At 63.1% G+C, this 21479-nt stretch carries 18 protein-coding genes and 1 pseudogene; 6 read left to right on the top strand and 13 right to left on the bottom strand.

Going from position 1 to position 21479, the window contains the following annotated elements; translation table 11 throughout:
• Nucleotide 1 precedes the first annotated feature (1 nt).
• Complete coding sequence (locus AC5ZFO_RS28585; RefSeq protein WP_282521497.1) at nucleotides 2-1039, bottom strand: class 1 fructose-bisphosphatase; 1038 nt, start codon at nucleotides 1037-1039, stop codon at nucleotides 2-4.
• Nucleotides 1040-1158: 119 nt separating this feature from the next.
• On the opposite strand from AC5ZFO_RS28585, the gene AC5ZFO_RS28580 reads away from it, so the two are divergent.
• Both AC5ZFO_RS28580 and AC5ZFO_RS28575 read left to right on the top strand, forming a co-directional pair.
• Complete coding sequence (locus AC5ZFO_RS28580) at nucleotides 1159-2136, top strand: LysR family transcriptional regulator (protein WP_282521498.1); 978 nt, start codon at nucleotides 1159-1161, stop codon at nucleotides 2134-2136.
• Nucleotides 2137-2347: 211 nt separating this feature from the next.
• Nucleotides 2348-4243 (top strand): TonB-dependent receptor, encoded by a 1896-nt coding sequence (locus tag AC5ZFO_RS28575; protein WP_496122871.1) that lies wholly within the window; start codon nucleotides 2348-2350, stop codon nucleotides 4241-4243.
• A gap of 109 nt (nucleotides 4244-4352) precedes the next feature.
• On the opposite strand, the gene AC5ZFO_RS28570 is transcribed toward AC5ZFO_RS28575, so the two are convergent.
• The 5 genes from AC5ZFO_RS28570 to AC5ZFO_RS28550 all read right to left on the bottom strand — a co-directional run bounded on the left by AC5ZFO_RS28570 (nucleotide 4353) and on the right by AC5ZFO_RS28550 (nucleotide 8993).
• Entirely contained in the window at nucleotides 4353-4550 is a 198-nt protein-coding gene (locus AC5ZFO_RS28570; protein WP_404979798.1) for a hypothetical protein, read from the bottom strand.
• 139 nt (nucleotides 4551-4689) lie between these two features.
• Nucleotides 4690-5109, bottom strand: coding sequence for a DUF4118 domain-containing protein (locus AC5ZFO_RS28565; RefSeq protein WP_071916093.1), 420 nt, complete (start codon nucleotides 5107-5109; stop codon nucleotides 4690-4692).
• Nucleotides 5110-5329: 220 nt separating this feature from the next.
• Nucleotides 5330-6829 carry a substrate-binding domain-containing protein gene (locus tag AC5ZFO_RS28560; RefSeq protein WP_496122870.1) on the bottom strand — a complete coding sequence of 500 codons (1500 nt, stop codon included), beginning with the start codon at nucleotides 6827-6829 and terminating at the stop codon, nucleotides 5330-5332.
• A 298-nt stretch (nucleotides 6830-7127) separates the two neighbouring features.
• Complete coding sequence (locus tag AC5ZFO_RS28555) at nucleotides 7128-8321, bottom strand: MFS transporter (protein ID WP_282521501.1); 1194 nt, start codon at nucleotides 8319-8321, stop codon at nucleotides 7128-7130.
• A 51-nt stretch (nucleotides 8322-8372) separates the two neighbouring features.
• On the bottom strand, nucleotides 8373-8993 hold the full coding sequence (locus tag AC5ZFO_RS28550; RefSeq protein WP_496122888.1) for a TetR/AcrR family transcriptional regulator: 621 nt from the start codon (nucleotides 8991-8993) through the stop codon (nucleotides 8373-8375).
• A gap of 930 nt (nucleotides 8994-9923) precedes the next feature.
• Here AC5ZFO_RS28550 and AC5ZFO_RS28545 point away from each other — a divergent pair.
• Nucleotides 9924-11324, top strand: coding sequence for a tyrosine-type recombinase/integrase (locus AC5ZFO_RS28545; RefSeq protein WP_496122869.1), 1401 nt, complete (start codon nucleotides 9924-9926; stop codon nucleotides 11322-11324).
• Nucleotides 11325-11549: 225 nt separating this feature from the next.
• On the opposite strand, the gene AC5ZFO_RS28540 is transcribed toward AC5ZFO_RS28545, so the two are convergent.
• Nucleotides 11550-11681: a hypothetical protein gene (locus AC5ZFO_RS28540; RefSeq protein ID WP_496122868.1), complete on the bottom strand. Its 132-nt coding sequence runs from the start codon at nucleotides 11679-11681 to the stop codon at nucleotides 11550-11552.
• A 430-nt stretch (nucleotides 11682-12111) separates the two neighbouring features.
• Here AC5ZFO_RS28540 and AC5ZFO_RS28535 point away from each other — a divergent pair, with 430 nt between their 5' ends.
• The gene (locus tag AC5ZFO_RS28535; RefSeq protein ID WP_496122867.1) at nucleotides 12112-12372 is read left to right on the top strand and encodes a DUF3551 domain-containing protein; all 261 of its coding nucleotides are present in this window, start codon (nucleotides 12112-12114) and stop codon (nucleotides 12370-12372) included.
• Nucleotides 12373-13340: 968 nt separating this feature from the next.
• Here the strand turns inward: AC5ZFO_RS28535 and AC5ZFO_RS28530 are convergent.
• On the bottom strand, nucleotides 13341-13703 hold the full coding sequence (locus tag AC5ZFO_RS28530; RefSeq protein WP_496122866.1) for a hypothetical protein: 363 nt from the start codon (nucleotides 13701-13703) through the stop codon (nucleotides 13341-13343).
• A 378-nt stretch (nucleotides 13704-14081) separates the two neighbouring features.
• On the opposite strand from AC5ZFO_RS28530, the pseudogene AC5ZFO_RS28525 reads away from it, so the two are divergent.
• Both AC5ZFO_RS28525 and AC5ZFO_RS28520 read left to right on the top strand, forming a co-directional pair.
• Nucleotides 14082-14295, top strand: a pseudogene (locus AC5ZFO_RS28525) (hypothetical protein); the annotation flags it as partial.
• Nucleotides 14273-14452 carry a hypothetical protein gene (locus tag AC5ZFO_RS28520; protein WP_496122890.1) on the top strand — a complete coding sequence of 60 codons (180 nt, stop codon included), beginning with the start codon at nucleotides 14273-14275 and terminating at the stop codon, nucleotides 14450-14452. The pseudogene AC5ZFO_RS28525 and the gene AC5ZFO_RS28520, both read left to right, overlap by 23 nt.
• Before the next feature lie 9 nt (nucleotides 14453-14461).
• Here AC5ZFO_RS28520 and AC5ZFO_RS28515 read toward each other — a convergent pair whose 3' ends face one another.
• The 5 genes from AC5ZFO_RS28515 to AC5ZFO_RS28495 all read right to left on the bottom strand — a co-directional run bounded on the left by AC5ZFO_RS28515 (nucleotide 14462) and on the right by AC5ZFO_RS28495 (nucleotide 21452).
• Nucleotides 14462-16399: an adenylate/guanylate cyclase domain-containing protein gene (locus AC5ZFO_RS28515; protein WP_496122865.1), complete on the bottom strand. Its 1938-nt coding sequence runs from the start codon at nucleotides 16397-16399 to the stop codon at nucleotides 14462-14464.
• Nucleotides 16400-16566: 167 nt separating this feature from the next.
• The gene (locus AC5ZFO_RS28510; protein ID WP_496122864.1) at nucleotides 16567-16911 is read right to left on the bottom strand and encodes an HdeA/HdeB family chaperone; all 345 of its coding nucleotides are present in this window, start codon (nucleotides 16909-16911) and stop codon (nucleotides 16567-16569) included.
• Between the two features lie 52 nt (nucleotides 16912-16963).
• Nucleotides 16964-18430, bottom strand: a complete 1467-nt coding sequence (locus tag AC5ZFO_RS28505) for an MltF family protein (RefSeq protein ID WP_496122863.1) — start codon at nucleotides 18428-18430, stop codon at nucleotides 16964-16966.
• A 150-nt stretch (nucleotides 18431-18580) separates the two neighbouring features.
• A complete protein-coding gene (locus AC5ZFO_RS28500) occupies nucleotides 18581-19888 on the bottom strand; it encodes a DUF3300 domain-containing protein (protein ID WP_496122862.1) in 1308 nt (435 codons plus the stop codon).
• A gap of 79 nt (nucleotides 19889-19967) precedes the next feature.
• The gene (locus AC5ZFO_RS28495) at nucleotides 19968-21452 is read right to left on the bottom strand and encodes a DUF1254 domain-containing protein (RefSeq protein WP_496122861.1); all 1485 of its coding nucleotides are present in this window, start codon (nucleotides 21450-21452) and stop codon (nucleotides 19968-19970) included.
• Between the last annotated feature and the right edge of the window lie 27 nt (nucleotides 21453-21479).

The following is a 21479-nucleotide window of genomic DNA, read 5'->3' as shown; positions in this document are numbered from 1 at the left end:
CTCACAGCCGGAAGAAGCCGCGCCGCGCGAACAGCGGTGCGGAGATGCTGGCGACCAGCAGCGGATCGCAATGCAATTCCTCGACGCGCCGCACCTCGTTGCTCGAGCCCATGATCAGCGGCACGCGCTGGTGCAGGCTCTGCGCCGATAGCTCGAGGATGCGCTCGCGCCCGGTCGTGGCGGAGCCGCCAGCCTGTTCGACGATCATGGCCATCGGGTGCGCCTCGTAGGTGAGGCGCAGGCGACCGTCGCCATAGCCGGGGCGCGCGTCTGAGGGATAGAGGAACACCCCCCCGCGGGTGAGGATTCGGTAGGCCTCAGCGACCAGCGAGCCGATCCACCGCATGTTGAAATCGTGGTTGGCGGGCCCTTCGACGCCGGCAAGACATTCGTCGACGAAGGCGCGGACCGGCGAATCCCAGTGGCGGCGGTTCGACGCATTGATTGCGAATTCTTCGCACGTCTCGGAGATCTGCACGGCGCTGCGCGCGAGGCGAAAGCAGCCCGCCCTGCGATCGAGCGTGAAGATGTCGACGCCGTCGCCGAGCGTCAGCACCAATGAGGTCTGCGGCCCGTAGGTGACGAACCCCGCAGCAAGCTGCGCCGAGCCGCGCTGATGGAAGGCGAGAGTGAGATCATCCGGGGCGGGCAGGATCGAGAAGATCGTGCCGACGGTCATGTTGATGTCGATGTTGGAGGAGCCGTCGAGCGGATCAATCGCGACGCAGATTTTTGCCTCGCGGTCGCCGATTTGCGGCTCGCGCATCTCCTCCGACGCGAGCGCTGCGATCGGCAATCTGCTGAGACAGCGGCGCAGGATCGCATCCGCCTGGAGGTCGAGGTCGCGCTGGAGATCGCCGTCGCTGTTGCGGCCGGTGGTCAGTCCCGATGCGTCCGCGAAATCGCCGGTGGCGACGAGGTCGGCGATCTCGATCGCCGCCGCCGCGATGGCGTCGACTGCGGCTGCCACGGCCAGCGCATGCGGCGCCGTCTCGGAATACCGTTGAAGGTGGTCGTCCAACCTGAGTTGCCCGGTCATCTGCGTCCATCCCCTTGCGGGCGCCGCATCCAGTTCCCTCCCCGCTGGAGGTCGGTGCGGTCGGTCCCAACACGAGGAGATTGACAGGGGTGGCTTAATAAGGAAAATTTCTATTCATAATGAGCGCCAAAGAATTTTCTTATAATGGCCCAGGCCACGCGGCGGCCCAGCTCCGGCATCTGACGATCCGGCAGCTCCGCTCGCTTGCGGCGCTCTCGGCGAAGGGCAGCGTCACCGCGGCCTCGAGCCAGCTCGGCCTGACCCAGCCAGCCGTCACCCAGCAGCTCCGGCAGCTTCAGGACCTCGCCGGCCTGCCGCTGGTGCAGCGGACCGGTGACGGCATGCTGCTGACGGAGGCTGGCAAGGAGGTGCTGGCGCTCGCCGAGCGCGTCGAGGCCGCGATCATGGATTGCCAGGGCGCGCTCGATCTGCTCGCTGGACGGACCGGCGGCACGGTGCATCTCGGCGCGGTCTCGACCGCAAAGTATTTCGTGCCGCATGCGATCGCGGCGTTCTCGAAGCGCTATCCCAAGATCGAGATCAAGCTCACGATCGGCAATCGCGAGGAGATCCGCGAGGCCATGCACGGCTACGATCTCGATTTCGCCGTGATGGGTCGGCCACCGGCCGACGTCAGCGTCGACGTGCGTCAGCTCGGGCGCAATCCGCACATCATCGTCGCGCGCAAGGGACACTGGCTGGGGAAGGATTCCGGCCTCAACCTGACCGACCTCGTGCACGAGACCTTCCTCACCCGCGAGCCGGGGTCAGGCACGCGCACGCTGATGGAAGGCATGTTCCAGAGATCCGATCTCGAGCCGATCATCGGCATGGAGATGAGCAGCAACGAGACCATCAAGCAGGCCGTCATCGCCGGGCTCGGCATCGCCTTCATCTCGGCCCACACGGTGGCGCATGAGCTCGCCGAAGGCCGCCTCATCGTGCTCGATGTCGCCGGTTTGCCGATCGTCCGGCAATGGTACGTGATCCGCCGCAGCGACAAGGTGCTGCTGCCACCGGCGCAGGCGATGTTCGATTTCCTGGGCTCCGAGGGCTCGAACTATTTGCCCGACGTGCCCGAGTTCGGCGGGCAATAGCCCACCGATATTCAGCCCATCAGCTTCATGGCAACTGTTGCCGCCAGAATGACGATGATCTGGAGCAGACGCTCCGTCGTGAAGATGCGGTTGAAGGTGGTCATCGCTGGTCCCGGCCGACGTAGGAGATCTCGATCGGTCGATTGCTAGCACACGCGGGCGCCGAGATAACTCCGTAGTCGCCACGGATCCTGCCGGCGCGCCGAAACATGTGATCGCTTGGAACCCGACAAGTTTCGAACGATTCAAATCATCCTGCGCGGAATGGCAGCACGGTCGCTGTGTTCATCAAACGGCACGGCGGCCGGGGACGACCGCCGCGCCACAGCCCTTCGCGCCATCGCAGGACGCGCGCACCGGGACGGTCGGCTATTTCGCCAACAGCACCTCCGTCGCCACCAAGTCGAACACGCCCATCGTCAACATCCCGCAATCGCTTTCCGTCATCACCCAGCAGCAGATCCGCGACCAGAATTACCAGGGCTTGACCGATGTCACGCGCTACGTCCCGAGCGTCGCCGTCCACCAGGGCGAGGGCAATCGCGACGAACTCGTCATCCGCGGCGTCGATTCCAGCGCGAACTTCTTCGTCAACGGTTTTCGCGATGACGTGCAGTACTTCCGCGACTTGTACAACGCGCAGAGCATCGAGGTGCTGAAGGGCCCGAGCGCGCTGACCTTCGGCCGCGGCGCCGGCGGCGGCGTGCTCAACCGCACCCTCAGGGAGGCCGACGGCACCCGCATCTATGAAGCCACCGCGCAGACGGGATCGTGGGGCGACCGCCGCGTCACGCTCGACGCGGGACAAGCGATCAACGAGAACGTCGCGGCGCGGCTGAACGTGTTCTACGAGGGCAGCGATGCGTTCCGCGACTTCAATCATCTCGAGCGCTACGGCATCAACCCGACCGTCACCCTGAAGCCGGACGATTTCACCAAGATCAAGCTGTCTTACGAATATTACCACGACGGCCGCACCGCAGATCGCGGCAATCCCTCGCAGAGCCTTCCCGGTGGCGTCACGCGCTTCAATCCAACGACGCCGGTTGCGCCGAACGGAAACCTTCAGACGTTCTTCGGCAGCCCCAGCCTCAATACCGCGCAAGCGACGGTGCAGACCGGCATGGCGATCATCGAGCACGATTTCCAGAACGGACTCTCGGTGCGCAACGGCACGATCGCGGCCGACTACCAGAAGTTCTACCAGAACGTCTATCCCACGGGCGGGCCGCTCGCCGGTGCCGTCAATCCGGCCGACACCGCAGTCAATCTCGGCGCCTATCAGCACACGACCAACCGCGACAACGTCTTCAGCCAGACCGACTTCACCTACAAGGGCTGGACCGGGCCGATCGCGCACACTGTGGGCTTCGGCACCGAGTTCGGCCGCCAGACCGGCGTCGATATCCGCAACACCGGCGTCTTCCCGAACGGCACCAACACCATCGTGCAGAACCCGTTCGCGCCGACCTATTTCGGGCCGGTCAACTTCGTCCACCACTTCACCGGCACCAACACCGATGGCGTCACGACACCGGATTCGAACAGTAAATATGCGCTGAACGTCGAGTCCGGCTACCTGCGCGACACCATCGAGTTCTCGCGCGCGCTCCAGCTCATCGTGGGCACGCGGTTCGACCGCTTCGAGATGTCGGCGCTGGACATGAACACCAACCTCAACCGCAATCGCACCGACAATCTGGTGTCGCCGCAGGCGGCCGTGATCCTCAAGCCGATGCAGAGCATGTCGGTCTACACCGCCTACAGCATCTCGTACCTGCCCGCCTCCGGCGACCAGTTCTCCTCGCTCAACGACGGCACGCTGATCCTTCAGCCGCAGAAGTTCGAGAATACCGAGGTCGGCATGAAGTGGAACATCAATCCGATGTGGGCGGCCGCGCTCGGCATCATCTATTTCGGCGATTCCTTTGCATCGTCGGATGACACGGTGAGACTGCCGAGCTCGTGCGCTTCGATGCCGGCGTCTACGCGACGATCGACGCCAACTGGCGCGCGCAGCTCACGGTCGAGAACATCTTCAACCGCGGCTATTGGGCGTCCGCCGACGGCAACAACAACATCTCGCCCGGCCAGGGCCGCACAGTGAGGGTCCAGGCGAGCTACCGGTTCTGACGGCTAGGGCGCGAACGTCTGCGTCCCATCGCGTGTCATTCGCGCTATTCGTCATCGATACGAATGCCTGCGATGGTTAACGATCAGGCAGCGAGCGGGGCGGCGTAATCCGCGCGTGCGGCAAAATAGGCTTCCAGCTCCGACAGCGCCCGCGCTTCCCACTCGCTCGCCTGCTCCAGCAGCGACCAGCTCTGGCCCGGGCGGAATGCAGCGGTCTGGCGATAGAGCGATGCGATGCCGCGATAGCGGCGCACGTTCTCAAAGATAGCGTGACCGTTCATGTTCAAAAACTCCCTCGTCATTCCCGGGGGAGAAATTGCGGCCAAATCTTTTTCGAAAAGTTAGCGGCGCGCACCAAGCTCGCGGATGGTTGCCGGACTGTTGCGCCGGTGCAACGCGCCGCTTCCGCGCGAAGCGGATTTATTGCGAATTCGTTGCCGTGCTCTCGCCCGAAGGCTTGAGTCCACCGCGGCTGATCATTGCCATCGTCTCGCGGCAGAGATCGGCAAGGCCGATCAAGAGCACCGCGAGCAGGCAGAACAGGTTGATGGAATCCGCGCCCGCGCTGGAGAGCGGCATGAACTGGAAGAACGGCGGGATGAACGCCCACCACACCAGCGGAACGGTGAGCAGCGCGGCGAACGCCGCCGCCGGCGCGCCCGCGACGATTCCGAGCACGAACAGGCTGGGCAGGAACGCCGCGAAATAGAGCTTTGCGCCGAGCGCGACGCAGACGCCTTGAAGCGCGGCCGACATGGCGACGACGACAAATCCGAGCAGAAACGCCTGCCACGACCATGGCCGTACTCGCGGTACGCCAACCAGTCCCGCACGCCTCATCAGCCTCCCCCTGCCGCCCGTTAACCGGGCTCGCTTGCGACCAAAGTACTACAGCGGTGCGGAAACCGCGAGGCGGAAATTGCACCGTCCAGGGCTCCGTATTCGAGGCTGGTAAACGGCCGCAGCGCACCACCGCCCATCTCCGGCCGTCGCCTGCACCCGGCCGAAGCCGGATGCATGCGGTCGTGGCCGCTTCGTCGAGCCGAAGCCCGTGCGCGGCCTAGTACGCACCAACCTTCCCGGCGCAGGCAGACCCATTCGGACCATAGACGGGGTCGTTCAGCAGCATGTCGATCTCGTTCCGCCAGACGGGCGGCACTTCGGCTACTTTGTCGTCGAGACGCATGATCGGCACGGCATCCGTGCCGTAGAGGTAGTCCAGCCACATCTTGAACCAGAGAAAGGCGTTATTTCCGTTCGCGTGGGTCTGGTAGCACTGATACATCTCGACCCAGCTAAATCCGGCGATCGGATAAGCACCCTGCGTGATCGGATTCGGAACGAGACCCTCGATGCTCCACTGCAGGGGATTGCCGCGCTCCGCCGCGCTGAAGTGCGGGATCGCCGTGGCCATCGTGACGTAACCGCCCTGTATGGTCGGAGGCTGGAATGCCCCCGTGGCCGCGGTGAGGTCCCATTGCGACTGCAGGTTCGCCGTTCTGGGTCCGGTCAGGTCGATCGGCGCCAGGAACTCCAGATTGGCATAACCGATCGCACCATTGGTCGAGTTCACCAGCGCGACGACTCCGCTGTTGCCGCTGGCGCTGGCGAAGCTGCTGCCAACCGGACCCACAATGGCCCTGCCGCACTGATCGGCAGGAAATTGATCCGGCCAGTTCGACAGGCTGGCACCGGTCGGCAAGGGTAGAGCCGTGCAAGCAGTCGAATGATCGGTCCACGGATAAGCGTAGGACACGAGCGTCGGGTCGGCCTCGCTCGCGGGGCCGAATTCGTAGCGGCACTGCTCCGTCATCGCGTTGGAGAGCAGGAAGGAGGCCTGAGAGCTGTCCGAGCGATGGACGAAGGTGATCTGGCCGGTGCCGAGAACGACGCCATTATTGTTCACAGTCAGCAGCGGATTATTCCACTTGGTGACATGTCCGGACACGATGCCGCACAACGCCTTGCGCGAGAGATTGAGGCCACTGGTTCCCTCCAACGGCGCCACGGGGAGGATATTCAGAACAGCGCCCGTGCCATCCTTGCCGTTGAACCCGATCCCGACGGCGCGAACCAGCGTCGGAATCTGGATGACGTTGCCGAAGCGTGCAGGATTGCCAGCCGCATTCCACGCCGCGATGTCGGCGGGCGTGAGCACGTCGTCGCTGAAGGCGAACTGGACGCCGTCGTAATCGGAGATCTTGTTCACAGCAATGGTTGAATCGGCATAAGTGACCGCGCCCGACGCCGGCACGCCGATATCGGCAACACGATTGGTGCGCAGAACCAGCTTGCCGTTGCCCGTCGACGTCGGAGCGTAGAGTACCAGACCGCCGTAACCACTGCTGTTGAATGCGGGACAATGCGGCGCTTTTGGTGTTTTGGGAGGCGTCCCCAGGCTGCCTTGCGCCTGATTGTACTTGCAGTCCATCAGGTGACGATACAAAAGCTGAGAGAGCGACGCGCCGGCGCCGAATGCGTAGGATTGCGCCTGCGCGGCGTTCGTAGTGAGGCCCGTGCAGATCAATGCAGCAGAGGCGCACAAGATCGATTTCCTCATCCCTGTTCTCCGTTGTCGTTAATTTCGCCTCCGGCACCGCCGCAGGACGAACGCGCCATTCGGGCGCCGACAACAACCTAAGGATGCTGCGTGAAGGACATGATACTATATCATAAAACATACCATAACTAAGTTGTGAGCCTGCGTTCGCGCCGCAATTGACGCGTGTTTTCCGAACGATGGGAATACCGCGCCACTCTGCCGCAGCGGACCTGTCGTCGAGCTGTCACGTCGCATCTTCGCTCTCTTTCACCATAGAGAGCCCCGCTCGGAACAGCGCGCGATCCGATCACAGTGGTTACTCTGTCGCCGCATAGAGCAAGCCCGCGACGGGCAGAGCAAGGCCAATGGCCGACGCCAGCGTCCAGCCGCCTTGCGCGAAGGCCCAGGCGCCGACCGCAGAGCCGGCAGCGCCGGCGGCGAAGAACGTCGCCATATAGAGGCCGTTGAGACGGCTGCGGTGCTCATGCCCGAGCAAGAAAATGGCGCGGAAGCCGAGCACGACGTTACCCTGGACACCGATATCGATGGCGATCGCGGCCACGACCAGGCAGGCGAGATTGAGCATCGAGCCGGCCGCACCGATATAGGTCACCAGGAAGCCGGCGGCCGCGAGCAGCATGGCGACCAGCGTTGCGATGCGGCTATGGCCGCGGTCGGCGAGCCGTCCCGCGATTGGCGCAGCGAACACGCCGGCGACACCGGCGAGCGCGAACAGCGCGATGCCGCGCTGGGAGAAGCCGAATTCGCTGGCGAGTTGGAGTGGCGCCACCGTCCAGAACAGGGTGAAAGCGCCGAACAGGCTCGCCTGATAGAGCGCGCGGCGCCGGAGCAGCGGCGTGGTCCGGGCCAGATGCGGCATCGACAGCAGCAGCGTGCCGTAATGCATGCGCGCGACCGGCTTGCGCTTCGGCAGCGTCGTCCACAGCACCGCCGCGAGCACGATCATCAGCGCGGCGGAGATGAAGAACACCGCGTGCCATGACAGCGCTGCCGTGACGAAGCTCGACACCGGTCGCGCCAGCATGATGCCGAGCATCAATCCGGTCGAGACGTTGCCGACGACGCGGCCGCGAATGGCTTCCGGCGCAAGGTGCGCCGCGTAGGGAATGATGATCTGCACGGCGACCGAGCCGAGGCCGATGAACAGCGCGGCGATCAGGAACGGCAGCGCGTGGGTGGCGAACGCGGCGGCCAGCAGCGAAGCCGCGCCGAGCGTGATGACGGAGCAGATCAGCGCGCGGTTCTCGACGAGGTCGCCGAGCGGCACGATGAAGAGAAGCCCCACGCCGTAGCCGATCTGCGTCATGGTGACGATCAGTCCGGCCGCCGCATGCGAGAGGCCGAGCGCGGCGCTGATCGGGGCGATCAGCGGCTGGGCGTAGTAGATGTTGGCGGCGACCATGCCACAGGCCGCGGCAAGCACGAAGGTCAGTCGCGGCGACACCGCATCCGGCCCGGGCGAGGTCTCGATCGTGGCATTCATCGTCATTCCAACAGACTCCAGATATCGGGAATGATCATTCCCTAATATGACACAAATTCAGGCGAGCAGCTTCATCGCGACGCCGACCAAGCGCTCGCCGTCGAGCGGCAGGCGCGCCTTGCCGACGACACGCATTCCCTGCGTGATGCAGATCATCAGCCGCGCGGTGTCGTCGGTCGCAACATGGGCGGGAATCGAACCATCGGCCTGGCCCTCGCGAATGAGGCCGGCGATGAAGGTCTCGTTGGTCTCGAGCTGGGCGTTGACGCGGGCGCGGACGTCCGGATCGAGCGCGGCAAGCTCGACCGCGCCGCCGACCACGATGCAGCCGCGACGGCCCTCGATCCCCTGGGAGTGCTCAACATAGGACAGCAACACATGGCGCAGTCGCTCGCGACCGTTGGTGCCGCGCGCGGCCGCGCTGCGGGTCTGCTCCCGGCGCACCGCGGCATAGCGCTCGAACGCGGCCAGGAACACGGCCTGCTTGTCGCGAAACGCCTTGTAGACGCTGCCGGTGGCAAGCCGCATCGCGGCGGTCAGGTCGCCGATCGAGGTGGCATGATAGCCGCGCTCGCAAAATACGCGTACGGCGCGGTCGAGCGCGGTGTCCATGTCGAATTCCCGGGGACGGCCGGGTGGACGGGCGGCAGGCTGGGGACGGCGCGCGACTTTTTGCATTGCGGGATAATAGGGAATGATTGTTCCCAAATCAAGCCACGTGGTTGTGAATGGGGGACGGGCGGGATGAGGGATGTATCGCGCAACGTCCAGCTCTCGTCGCGGCTCTGCAGCGCACTGGGGCACGAGGGCGAAATCGGCGCACCACTATCTCCCCATCGTCATTGCGAGCGCAGCGAAGCAATCCAGACCGTCACTGCGGAAAGACTCTGGATTGCTTCGCTGCGCTCGCAATGACGGAGTGTGAGGCATCGGCGTCGTCTTCCAAGTGCCACTGTCATTCCCCGCGAGAGCGGGGAATCCAGTACGCCGCGGCCTCTCGGCTCAATCACAGCCGTCTCTGGAATGCTGGATCGCCCGGTCAAGCCGGGCGATGACAGCGAGTGCTGCAGACGCACCATCACCTTCTCGCGGCGCATTTCGCCCGAGCTTTGCTTTGACGTTCCACCCTCGAAGCCAAGAGGGCGCAGGGAAGGCCGGGTGCTGACCTCGCACCCGCGGTCCGCTGCGCGAAAGGTAGCGCAAGGAAACCGCACAGCAGCATACAGGTGGTGCCAATCACTCGGCCTTCCCTGCGCGATGGTTGGACGGCTTATGCCGTGCTCTCCCGGGAGCCGAATTCCCTATGGCCTCCCTCACGCCTGCGAAAGTCACCAGCAGCGCGCCGGTTGACGCGACTGCCGCATCCGCAAAGCATTTGACCGTAGCGACGACGGCCAGGACCACACGTCTATATTTTGGCATTCGGTGAAACACGCCGAAACTAAGAAAACCCTTCAAAATCAGCGCTTTTCGATTAGCTTGATGCGGGCTGTTTCAGCGGGCTTCACCAAAATAAGGGCCCGGCCCTAAGCCTTTCAGCGTCCGCACGACAAACTGAAAGTCCCAAAGCCGAGCCCCTTGGTCCCAAGCCTTAGGAGCCGAAACCACGTGAAGAATAGCATTACCCCCTCCCCCGCCGGCAAGCGGGGCCGCAACGGCAGCGTCATTCTGACCGACCGCATGTGCGAGAAGCGGGTCGCCAGCCGGATCAAAATCTACGACCGCAAATGCCCTGGCCTGTACGTCAGCATCACCACGGCGGGCGTCGCGACCTTCTCCTTCAAGTTCACCGACCGGCAGACCGGCAAGCAGCGCACTGGCTGGCTGGGCGTCTACAATCCCGAAACCTTCACCGTCGAGGACGCGCGAGCCAAGGTCTACGGCCTCAGGGGGATGGGGGGCGACGCGCTCGCCGAGACCTTCCGCGACCAGAAGGCCGCGAAGGCCAAGCGGGGCAAGACCGTCGCCGAGATCATCGACGAGCGAATCACTTGGATGAAGACACCGGTCAAGAAGCCGGACGGCGAAATGCGCCCCCGGCTGGAAAGCTGGGAGAACACGGCAAGCCACCTCAACCGCTTCATCCGTCCCCGCCTCGGCAAGAAATCGGCCATGGAGGTCACCAAACACGACATCGCGACGCTGTCGAACGACATTGTCGCGGGCAAGTTCGGCAAGCCTTCGGTCAGCAATGCGCGTCACATGCGCAAGGCAGCCTCTGGCCTGTTCAACTGGGCAGCGGAAGCCGGGCGCGACTACGTGACGGCAAGCCCCTGCGTCAATTTGCCGAAGCTCGACCCCGAGCATCCGCGGACCCGCGTCCTGTCCGAGGACGAGATCAGGACCTTCTGGCATGGGCTGGACCGAGACGACCTGCCGTGGGACCGCCGGACCCGTCTCGCGCTCAAGTTCGAGCTGGTCACCATGCTCCGCTCGCGTGAACTGCTCGGTGCGCACCGGGAAGAGCTGTTCGACCTCGAGGGCGACCACCCGCGCTTTGACGTGCCGCTCAAGCGCGTCAAGAAGCGGCGCAGGATCCAGCAGCCGTTGTCAGATCTGGCCGTCGAGATCATCAAGGAAGCGTTGACCTCGGATGATCAGCAGTTCCTTTTCGAAAGCCCGATGTACAAGGGCCAGCCGATCCACCGCAAGGCAATGGCCGACGCGCTGCGCGGCACCAAGCACGAGAAGAACAAGGACAAGACTAAGACCGCCGGTCTTTGCGAGCTGCTTGGTCTCAGGCCGTTCACGCCGCACGACCTGCGGCGGACGGCGGCGACTTTGGCAGGTGATTTGGGCTTTGACGATGCCGCCATCGCCAAATGCCTCGACCATACTGTCAGCAAGAAGGGGGACGTGATCGTCCCGACTGTAACCGGCAAGGTCTACAATCACAGCACGCGGATGAAGGAGAAGCGCGCGGTGTTGGAAGGAGTTGCGGCGGAGCTGCACCGCATTATCGGGCGGCCAAAGGCCGTTGACCGATCTGAGGCACGGTACGCGGCCTGATGAGGTAGCGTCTTGAGCCGGCCAACCGCGCTAGGGCAACGATCCGATCGACCGCCGCACCGAGGCCGAACTCGACGCCGCGATCGATCGATGTTTCCAGCCGATAGTCGCTACTGAATTGCCAAGCCTTCACTGTCGGTCAGAAGGGTTGAGGCCGTGCGACCATCGGTCAACCCGATGGCGACCGCCAAAATTGGCAGCGCGAATTCTCCATTGATGATCTGCTCACAAAGCGTCTCCGACCGCCCCAGCATCAATGTACGAAACCACCACGGACCCATTGGCTCCGATCTGCACGATCATGAACGGAAGCGCCATTCCATCGTCAACGCACTGCATCAAGAAGGCATCAAGCATCTTTGGCTCCCAAAGATTGAGAGCCCGCCGTTGCGTTGCGTTGGATGCCGGATATCCGTGCGGGTTTGCGGGTCCGACCTCACAGCATCTGATGGCCGCAAGGACAAGCATAGACGCAACCGACGCCAAGGCCAACCGTGGATTCGTGCCGGTGCGCCGCTCAGCTACGTTGAACCTAGGACGATCAGCTCTCCGCGCACCCTGCATCGAAGGGGCCGTTCGGCGGTGGCGACCCCTTGCCAGTTGCAATCCGACTAGAAGCAGTAAGACACCGATTCAATTCAGATAACTACCGTAGGCAACACTGACCTAATTGCAGATCTCCGGCGCCAGAGCTGGCATTGAGTTCAATCTGGCTCCATAAATTCGGGTGACCTACAATAGAACAACCTTCGAAACCGAAGCTCCTGACCAATTAAGGGAGGTGGCGATGCGGACGCTACGTTGGTTGATCTTGGGCAGTGCGGCGTTGCTGGCAATCACCTCAGCTGCGGCTCAGACTTACGATCCCAGAAACCCGGTCTGCCTTCAGAAATGGCAGTGGGGTGGCGGCACCTACTTCGATTGCTCCTATACTTCATGGGATCAGTGCCGAGCGACAGCGATTGGGCTTGCAGCGATGTGCTTGGAGAACCCCTACTGGCCGCGAGCGCAGCAGAGGCTCCCGGGCGGCCCGCGCGTCACCCGATAAAGTTGAGATTACTCGCCGGCCATAGTGACGCGCAGCACGCCGCGACCCCCTCCTCGTTTGATATCTGCCATGCACTCAGCAGCGACGCGAGGGCGTGCCTAAGTCGTAGTTGACCTTTGGAAAGAAATCACCCCGGCCGTCAGGCGTCATGTCGAGAAGACCCCAGACCGGGTCGACGAGATCGCCAGCGCGGTGGTGCTGTTTGGGAGCGGGAGGGGCAAAGCTCATCTCTGAGCCCTAGAAGTGTTTGATCGCGCCGTTCTTCTTCCGGAAGACGTTGAAGATTGTTTCGTCCCAGTTCTCTCCGTCCGAAACTCGATGTTGCGCGCGCATCCCTTGGAAAATTTTGACGTGTCACCAAAGTAGTCCGCGTCGTAGCTGTTGCCAGCGGTAGACAGCAGCGAAAGGTTGTCCCAACCACGTTCGTGCGCCCAGGTGGCTAGACGCGCGATTGGCGATTTGGCGACAATATGAAGTGCGGCGCGCTGGCCCACATGCCTCGCGGCGCCGTCGAGCCCATGCTGCGGCTCGCAACGACATGGTGATTGCGGCCGGTGAGCAGCGCAGCCCGGGTCGGCGAGCATATTGCCGTGGTATGGAACCGGTTGAACCGAAGGCCTCCCGACGCGAGTGCGATCAAGTTCCGGCGTTGGAATCCGGGCGAACCGGGCTCCGGTGGAAGCCGAGGCGCGCCTCCAGGGACGCAGACATGGGCCGTGCAGCAACTCGGCGAGGCACGATGGTGCAGCCGTAAGCGCACAGCCCGTCGATGACGACGGACTTGCCGGAAATGCGTAGCCGCTGATAGCGCGCCATGTAGGTCTCGAGCCTGCCTCCGCCGTCGTCAGCGATCTTAACCGTCGCGGCTCTTCTTTCCGCCGGAGCAAGAAGAAAGAAGACGGTGCCAATCAGCCAAGACGACGGTTTCATGCTCGTCGCGCGAAGCGTCCGTTCGGTGCGGGTCAGTATCAGTACGGGCGATATCCGCCACAGATGTAATTGCCGTAGGCGTCGTAGCAGTTGCGTTGGTTGTAGTAGGCTGCGGAACCGACGGCGGCCGCGCCGAGCGCCGCCGCTCCGACCGCCACGCCGGGGCGATAGCCGTAGGCGCCACGATAGCCGCCCCGATAACCGCCATGGTAGCCGCCCCGATACCCGCCGCGAACCGCCACGGCCCGACCACCTCCCCCACCGCGAACCGCGACCGCCCGGCCGCCGCCGGCGCGGTAGCCGCCGCGCGCGTCGGCGGGCTGCGGATCAAAGGTGCCGGCGATCAGCACGAGGCCGGCGATGGCAATAAGACCTTTGGCAACGAGACCTTTACGTAGCATGCTCTTCTCCGTGGGTTGCGGGGAACAAGATCGCACGGCGGTTCCGCCAGTGTTCGAGTTTCCCTCAATGTCGCCCCCGATGCCGCGTTTTCCCGTGCCGATGCTGTCGTCGCGACAGGGAGTGGGTGCTGCCAAGCGGAAGGGTCGGCGTGACTGTGGTCGGGCGCCTGAATCCATAACGATGAACTCGCGTCTTCGTTCGGCGCCGATGGTAGTTTTCCTCCTCGGTCCGACTACGGTTTGAAAGATGGTTCCCACCGCCGAGCGCGACTTTGATATTCGTCGGATCGACGATCTGGGCAATGCGTTGCTGGGGCCGAGCTGGAAGCCGTCCAGACGGCTGGGGTCTGCGTTCGTGGCAGCCTGCGTCGTCCCCGGATGGCTCCGAAGCATCACCCGACGCTGCTGTCCGACGACGACCGAGAGGCCCAAGGCAAGGAGCTCGGCAAGGCACGCCATGACCACCATTCTGGCGGCGAAGTCCTCCGCCGCTCGCGCCGAGGTTGAAGCACTGATCAAGCAGACCGGCTTCCTTCTCTGTGAGAGCTGGAACGAACGCATGTGGGCGAATGGCGAACGCATCCGGCCAACGACTGATCGACCAAGCCATGCTGAACGCGACCGTGGTTCTTGTCATCATCGTCTCCTCGTTGGTCGGCCTGGTCCTCACCGAGCGGGCCGCCCGGCTTGTCACGCAGGCGCCGATCGGATCCGACGGCCTTGTCGATGCTCCACCAACCGCCGAATAGCATCATGTTTCAGCCGCGCCCCTCATTCGCGTCGATTGCATCGGCCTCCTCGTTCAAGCCCTCCTCGAGAAGTTCATACACCCTCGTCTCGGCCGCCATGCCCTTCGCGACGACGGTGTCGACGAACCGGCAGCGGAAACTCTGCTTGACGCGCATGTAGACGCGCTCGCTGACAAGAATTTGAGTGTCGTATTGCTTGTTGAGCCCTTCCAGGCGAGCCGCGAGATTTACGACGTTCCCGAGCGCGGTGTAGTTCATCCGCTCAGACGAGCCGAGATTTCCGACGACGGCTTCGCCAACGTGAATACCGAACCGCGTGAAGAAAGACGGCAGCCCTTCCGCTTCGAATTGCCGGTTGACCGCCTCATTGGCGGCCTTTGCTTGCAGGGCAGCGCGGCAAGCGCGCTCGCAATGATCGCCTTGGGGATTCGGCGCGTTCCAGAATGCCATCACGGCATCGCCAATGAACTTGTCGACGGTACCGCCCTGAAGCAGGATGACGTCCGTCAGAGCGGTGAAATACCGGGAGGTCTGCTGCATCAGAACATCGGGATCGGCATCTTCGGCGATCGTGGTGAAGCCTCTCACGTCGGTGAAGAGCGCCGTGATCTCCTGGCGTACGCCGCCGAGCTCGGTGGAAATCGAATTATCGAGCACACCGCTGACGATCGCGCGCGGCGCGAGCCTCGAGAACAGCCAGATCGCCCTTTGCGATTTGTGAATTGTTCGCGCCAGAATATCCAGCTCCTTGATCACCGAGCCGATCGCCTGCTGGGGCGGCGGCGCCATCGTCTGCAACCGCGCAGCCTCGCCCGTGATATCGCGAATCGTCGTCGACATGCGCGTTCCGAATATCCAGGCTGCCGGAATGAACAAAAGGCAAGCCAGCAGCGCAATCATTCGGGCTTTTCGATCGAGCTCCCGGATGCCGGCGGCAAATTCGTCCTCGGGCGCAATCAGAAGCACGCTCGCGGCCAGGTTTGGCCCGAGAGCGATGGTTTCGAGACGCGCGAAGTACTCCCGGCCGTCCTTCCAGGTTAGCTTGTGCCTATATGGGCTGCTCTTGTCCCAATCCGCAATGACGCGTCCTTCGACCGTCTCGCGAAGGTCAATGGTGCTGGGAAGTCGCGGACCTGCCGCGTCCACGGACGTCTGTGCGAACAACGCCGCGTAATTGGGATGCACGATCAACGTACCCTGGTCGTCGAAAATCAACAGATAGCCGTTCTTGCCGAATTTCATGATCGGCGCTGACCTGCTGTAATTGTCGAGCTTGAGGTCCAGTCCGACCACGCCGTGCGCCTTCCCGTCGAACGACACACTGAAGGTCAGCATGGGTACGCCGAGGTTGAACGAGAGATAAGGCGCAGACGTGATCAAATGGCCCGCCTTGCGCGCGTTCATATACCAGTTGCGTTCGCGCGCATCGTAGCCGCGTGGCGGGATCTCAATCTGTCCGATGCGGTTGCCGTCCTTGTCCAGGAATATGCGGGTCGTCGGCAGTTCCTCGCCGGCAGCCCATTGTGTGATTGTCGTAGCGTAGACCGCGTCGGCCGGACCGCCGACGCGCTCGCGCTGGACCCCTTTCAGCCCGTCCAATCGCTGCACCTGAAGCCAATAGCCGTTGTCATAGCCGACATAGATGCTGTCCAGCGCCGGCCATTGCGCCAGATTTCCCCTGATGAGGCCGGCCGTCGGGCTCGCGTCGCCGGGATCGGATGAATTCATGATGGCCGGGGTGAAGGCCAGCGAGCGAGACATGCGCGAAAGCATTTCGACCTGGAGCTGAAGCGAAGAGACCGTGCTGCGGCTCGTCGCATCCATGGTCGAGGTCGCGGCATCCTCGGTGACGAGATCGAGCGTCAGAACCTGCACGACAATCAGCAGCGCGGCCAAGAGGCCGATCATGAACATGACGCAGGCCGTCAGGGTAAGGCGAAAACTCATCGACCACCCAATCGTTTACCGCTCGAGAGCATTGTACGCGCCCCGTCAACGCCGCCGGAGCGGCAGATGACGCTCGAATTACACGTCGCTTGCCTTGCCTCCATGAGTGCACGATGCAGCCAGACTCTCATGTCTCCCTGCACCGACCATTATCAGTGCATCACCAATCACTTCTCGTTCTTGAAAAGCACGTCGATGGCCTGGATGACCTTGAGCTCAGCGTGCGCCTTGCAATAGACGATCGCCTGATGCTCACCCGACTTCGCTCGCGTGACATGAGCAAAATGCTTCTGCGCCAAGCCATTGTACCAGCCGCTGTACCATGCAGCGAGATAATCGGCGTCTTCCTGATAGGTGTTGGCGAGCTGGGCGCAGGTCAGGGCCTGAACGTCGATGAATCCTTTCGAGTCCATATAGGTCGAGAGTGGGACCTGAGCCTGGGCAGAAGCAATCGAGATAGCGAGAGCGCCGAGGCCGAGCTTGGTCCTGCCCGCAAGTGATTTGAGTCTCATGGTTTGTCTCCTTTTCTTGATCGAGTTCGTCGCAGTGAGGCACAACGCAGTATTATTTCTGCGATGGATCGGCCGTCGCGCTGGCTGGACCCGGGGTGCGGAGCGTTTCGTAGGAAATGTAATATTTGTAGATCTTGCCGACGTACTGGACCGTCTCCTGCCCGACGATCGCGGCCGCGCCATTCTCGACGTTGCCGAACCAGATGGTGGAGTCGAAGCCGTGCTTGCTGGCGTAGTCGCGGAAACGCTTGAGATTGCCGGGTCCTGCATTGTAAGCCGCCAGAGCCATGAACACGCGCTCGCGCGGATCGGTGACCGATGTGTCGACATAGGTGTCCGCGAGATACCGCAGGTACTTCGAGCCGGCCTGGATGTTGGTATCGGCGCTCGCCGCGACGCCGGTGATCTCGATCGGCTTCTCCTTCGCGGTGCTGGGCTTGATCTGCATGATGCCCGTTGCGCCGGAGGCATTGTGGCAGGCTTGGTCGAGCTCGGACTCCTGATAGCCCTGAGCAGCGAGCAGCACGGGATCGAGCGAATATTGCACGCCGTACTTCTGGAACGAGGTGCGCAACGCCTTGAACTTCTCCGCCTCATTGTGCGCGAGGGCGTTCTTCAACGGCTTCGCCGTCTTGAAATAGCGTGCACGCAGGTCGTTGCCGAACTCGGTCCCGATCTTGTGGGTGCTGACGAATTCCGACAGCTCCTTCTTCAATCCCGGACTGTCCTTGCGGATCGCCCAGGCGATGTCGCCGCCCTCGTTGATCGCGATATCGTCGCGCACCGTCAGCCCGTTCAGGAGGCCCGCCCATGCCTGCGCCTTGAAGCGGTCGACGACGGCCCAGGGCAACAGGCCGGTACTGACCATCTCCAGCAAGTCCTCGTCCGCGAGGTTCTTGTCGGCCGGTTGGACGATGACAGGCTCCAGCCCCTTGGCCTTGCGGTCCGCGTTGAGCGCAGCCAGGTGCTCGAAATAGCTGCTCGATTCCCGCACCGAAATCGTCGTGCCGCCGAGGTCGTTCAGCGCACCGACGCTCGGCGCGGCCGATCCGGTCACGAGCACCTCGCGGATCCCCGTTGCCCAGGGATCGGCGAAGTCCACCAGCCTGCTCCGTTCCGGTGTGACCGTGAGCATGCCGGCGGCGATGTCGCCCTTTCCGGCGGCAAGGTCGCTCAGCAGCCGGTCGCGCGGCGTGGGGACGAAGCCGACATAGATCCGTTCCTTCTTCTTCCCGTAGCGCTTAATCAGCCAATTCTCGAACTCGGCACCGAGCTCGGCCTCGAAGCCGAGCGTCTCGCCCTTGTCGATGAAGAACGATGTCCTGTCCGTCGCCACCAAGATGCGCACGAGCTTTCTCTTCAGCATGCCGTCGAGGTCGCCCTGCCACGTCTTCAGGAAGGGCAGCGCCAGGACCTGAGGGCCGGCCTGTGCCGCCTCACCTGTCGCGACGACGGCGGTGACGACTGCGATCAAGGACGCCGCAAGACGGCGGGGACTCACGTCTAACGAGGAAAACATCATTTGATCCAGCCCAATCATTTGAAACTTGCCTGAATGATCCTCATCGAAGAAATCCCGATTACGCACACTCCGCAATCCCGGAGCGACCTGGACCCGCGAATGCCGGCGCCCCTATTGCGAGCGCACATGTGCGAGCCCAGGCCCTGATCAACGCCGGCGACTGCCACCGTGAAAACCGCCACCCCGGCCCCCTCCATGGAAACCGCCGCCCCGGAAGCCGCCACCGCCGCCGCGATGGAAGGCGGCACCGCCGGCCCGCATGCCGCCGCCGCGCATCGCGGCCGGCCGGCCGCCACCAACGCGGCCGCTGGCTCGCGAGTGCGTCACGCTTCGATGCGAGATCACGGCACGGTTGCCGGCGCCGGTGCGGGCGCGCGTGATGCTTCTGCTGCTGGTGCGGCGGGACACGCTGGCGCCGCGATTGCCGGTGCGTTGCGAGACCGCCGTCCTGGCCCGGTCTGCGCCGGCGTTCGAGAACTTGCCGCCGGGACCGCCGGTGCGATTGCGCAAGGCTTCGCGCGCGCCCGGCGTGTTGCCGCTGCCGAAGCGCCGCGCCACGCCGGCATCGCGATAGGCCACGCCGCCGCGATGGACCGGATTATGCGCCCAGGCGTTGGTTCTGATGTTGGTGCGGTTGAACTGGTTGTAACGGTTGACGTTGACGAAGACGTTGCGGTTCCACCAGTTGCAGCCGCCCCAGATCGCAGCACCGACAGCGACGGCAGCGGTGAAGCCGATCACGCCCGCAGCGACATAGCCCGGCGGATACCAGTAGAACGGCTGGTAGTCGGGATAGTCCCACGCACCATACACAGCGGCGGGATCATAGACAGGAACGTGGTACTGGTCGGGATCGACCGGATCGATCGAGATCGCCTGCGCCATGCCCGCTGGCGCCGACCCGCCGGCCGGAGGCGCGCTCTTCGTCACCTTCTGCTGGGGCGTCGACTTGAGATTGCCTGCGGCATCGGCGCGCTGGCGCAGCTTCTGCACAGCACTCATCACATCCTGCTCCTGGGCAAGGAAGCCGTCGCCCAGCTGCTGCACCCACTCAAGCTTGTCGTTCATCATCTGCAGCACTTGCGGCACCGACGTCAGTGCCTTGACGCTGGGATCCCAGGACTGCTTCTGCATGGCGTCCTCGAGCGCCTTGCCGGTGACACTCTTGTTGTCCTGCGACCAGCGCGCGGCCTCCACGACCTCCAGCGGATAGGTCGACGCCATCAGGATCTGCGACAACAGCGCATCCGGATAGAGCGCGATCGGCGCCACCAGTTGCTCTATCTGTCCGTCCGGGAACTTGGCCGCGGCCGGCGCTGGGGTCGGCGCAGCGGCCTGATCCTGCGTTGGCGGCTGGGTTGCAGGCGCCTGCGCGAACGCAGCCGTCACGCCGATCCCAAGGGTCAAGGCGACACCGAGCATGAGCCCGCGTACGTTCGAAAGAGATCGCTTCATCACACGTCCTCGCTTCCCAGACAAAAACACTCACTGCGTCTCTGGCGACAAAGGGATGCCGCTGCACCCGTCTCCGAGATCAGCCAACCAGCTCGAAGTCCCCCAGCTTGAAAGTCTTGTTGTTCAACGTCTCTGTCGGTCCGTAACATCGCATTGCTGGCAAAGGCCGTTTGCCTGCTGTCGGAATCCAGTTCTGCTCGAGCCTGTCCGGCGCCTTCGGTCCGACGTAGATCGTCACGCCGCCATCGGCGTTCTTCTTCATCTTGTCGAGGTCATAGGACGACAGCGTCGTGCGGTTCGAGTTGCTGTAGATGAAGGAGCAGGTCGCACGGTCATAAACAGTCAGGGCCCAAAATTGCCTCACCGGCATATCCTTCGGCACGTCGATCTTGTACGTCTTGCCGGCTTCCAGCAACTTTCCGTCCTTGTCAGCCAACGCCATGAAGTATTGCGTGCCTGGACTGTCGGTCAGGACCTTCGGCATGTAGGTGCACCAGAAATACTCGGCGGCGCGCTCGATCAGGTCGATCCGGTCGTCATAGGTGAAAGTAAAGGTCCGATGCTCGTCGGGCTGCAACAGCGACGCGTAGTGCCGATCCGGCCAATAGAGCTTGTTGGCCGGAAAATTGTCGTACCACCATTGCAGGTAATACCACGCGTCGATCGCGGCCTGCCGCATCGCACGTTTTGTCGTGTCGTCAGGCGCAAACGGTTTGCCTCTTTCGATCCCGAGCGACTTGATCATCCCCATCATGACCTTGTCGTGCTCGCGGACGGGCTCGACGCTCATGATGGCATGCATATCCTCGAAATGCCGTTCATCGTAGAACGGCAAAGTCGGATAGCGCTGGTTTGCGGGGTCGACGAATTTCTGTTGCGGCGGATTGGATGCCTCCGAGAGATAATACATCCGCAGGCGCCTGGCGTATTGATATGCGTCCGCCGTCGTCTTGCCCGGGGCAGGCACCGAGCGGAATGCGAAGGCGACGCGGTAATTCGGCGAAGGCACATGGATGTAGCCGGCGGGCACAGTGTCCTTGAAGTCCGGCGACGTGAAAAGCATCTTGCCCCCCTCGCCTTTGTCGAGACCGGTGGGGCCGACATCGGCGATGGTGAATTGCCAGGCATCGACGACCTGCCCGTAAAGGCTGCCGTCGGGGCCGGCGACGGGCAGCTCGAGCACGACCGGCCCCTTGCGAAGGTCCGTAAAGGCACTGATGTAGGGCGTCGTGCTGTTCGCCGTGATCGCTTCCAGCTTAGGCGTCGCCGTCGCCGAATAAGCGATGATGTCGTTGTCCTTCATGCCGAGATCGGCGAATGCAGCCCGACGGAAGGAATAGATCGCAATCGCCGGCATGTTCCAAAGCACCGCCTCGAAAGCGCGCTGGTATTTGATCTGGTAGTCGAAGTCCTTGATCGAGCAGGTCGATCCCGGCGGCGGCTGGCCGCCGAGAGGGTTTTGGCCGTCCTGAGCGGATGCTGGAGCGGCCCCGAGCACGGAGACTGCATAAGCGGATGCAAGCGCACCGGCCGCCGTTGGAATGAAGAATTCTCGCCGGTTCATACTCTTCTCGTTGCCTCATCGCGAATG

The sequence above is a fragment of the Bradyrhizobium sp. Unk1 genome (genome assembly GCF_059512345.1).
The sequence above is the reverse complement of the archived record's forward strand: the minus strand, read 5'-3'. Positions and strand labels throughout refer to the sequence as shown.

Bases quoted from the DNA above. Each gene is read 5' to 3' on its own strand.
- AC5ZFO_RS28585 (WP_282521497.1), bottom strand. From the start codon at position 1,039: ATGACCGGGCAACTCAGGTTGGACGACCACCTTCAACGGTATTCCGAG.
- AC5ZFO_RS28580 (WP_282521498.1), top strand. From the start codon at position 1,159: ATGAGCGCCAAAGAATTTTCTTATAATGGCCCAGGCCACGCGGCGGCC.
- AC5ZFO_RS28570 (WP_404979798.1), bottom strand. From the start codon at position 4,550: ATGAACGGTCACGCTATCTTTGAGAACGTGCGCCGCTATCGCGGCATC.
- AC5ZFO_RS28565 (WP_071916093.1), bottom strand. From the start codon at position 5,109: ATGAGGCGTGCGGGACTGGTTGGCGTACCGCGAGTACGGCCATGGTCG.
- AC5ZFO_RS28560 (WP_496122870.1), bottom strand. From the start codon at position 6,829: ATGAGGAAATCGATCTTGTGCGCCTCTGCTGCATTGATCTGCACGGGC.
- AC5ZFO_RS28555 (WP_282521501.1), bottom strand. From the start codon at position 8,321: ATGACGATGAATGCCACGATCGAGACCTCGCCCGGGCCGGATGCGGTG.
- AC5ZFO_RS28550 (WP_496122888.1), bottom strand. From the start codon at position 8,993: ATGCAAAAAGTCGCGCGCCGTCCCCAGCCTGCCGCCCGTCCACCCGGC.
- AC5ZFO_RS28540 (WP_496122868.1), bottom strand. From the start codon at position 11,681: ATGCTTGATGCCTTCTTGATGCAGTGCGTTGACGATGGAATGGCGCTT.
- AC5ZFO_RS28535 (WP_496122867.1), top strand. From the start codon at position 12,112: ATGCGGACGCTACGTTGGTTGATCTTGGGCAGTGCGGCGTTGCTGGCA.
- AC5ZFO_RS28530 (WP_496122866.1), bottom strand. From the start codon at position 13,703: ATGCTACGTAAAGGTCTCGTTGCCAAAGGTCTTATTGCCATCGCCGGC.
- AC5ZFO_RS28520 (WP_496122890.1), top strand. From the start codon at position 14,273: ATGGCGAACGCATCCGGCCAACGACTGATCGACCAAGCCATGCTGAAC.
- AC5ZFO_RS28515 (WP_496122865.1), bottom strand. From the start codon at position 16,399: ATGAGTTTTCGCCTTACCCTGACGGCCTGCGTCATGTTCATGATCGGC.
- AC5ZFO_RS28510 (WP_496122864.1), bottom strand. From the start codon at position 16,911: ATGAGACTCAAATCACTTGCGGGCAGGACCAAGCTCGGCCTCGGCGCT.
- AC5ZFO_RS28505 (WP_496122863.1), bottom strand. From the start codon at position 18,430: ATGTTTTCCTCGTTAGACGTGAGTCCCCGCCGTCTTGCGGCGTCCTTG.
- AC5ZFO_RS28500 (WP_496122862.1), bottom strand. From the start codon at position 19,888: ATGAAGCGATCTCTTTCGAACGTACGCGGGCTCATGCTCGGTGTCGCC.
- AC5ZFO_RS28495 (WP_496122861.1), bottom strand. From the start codon at position 21,452: ATGAACCGGCGAGAATTCTTCATTCCAACGGCGGCCGGTGCGCTTGCA.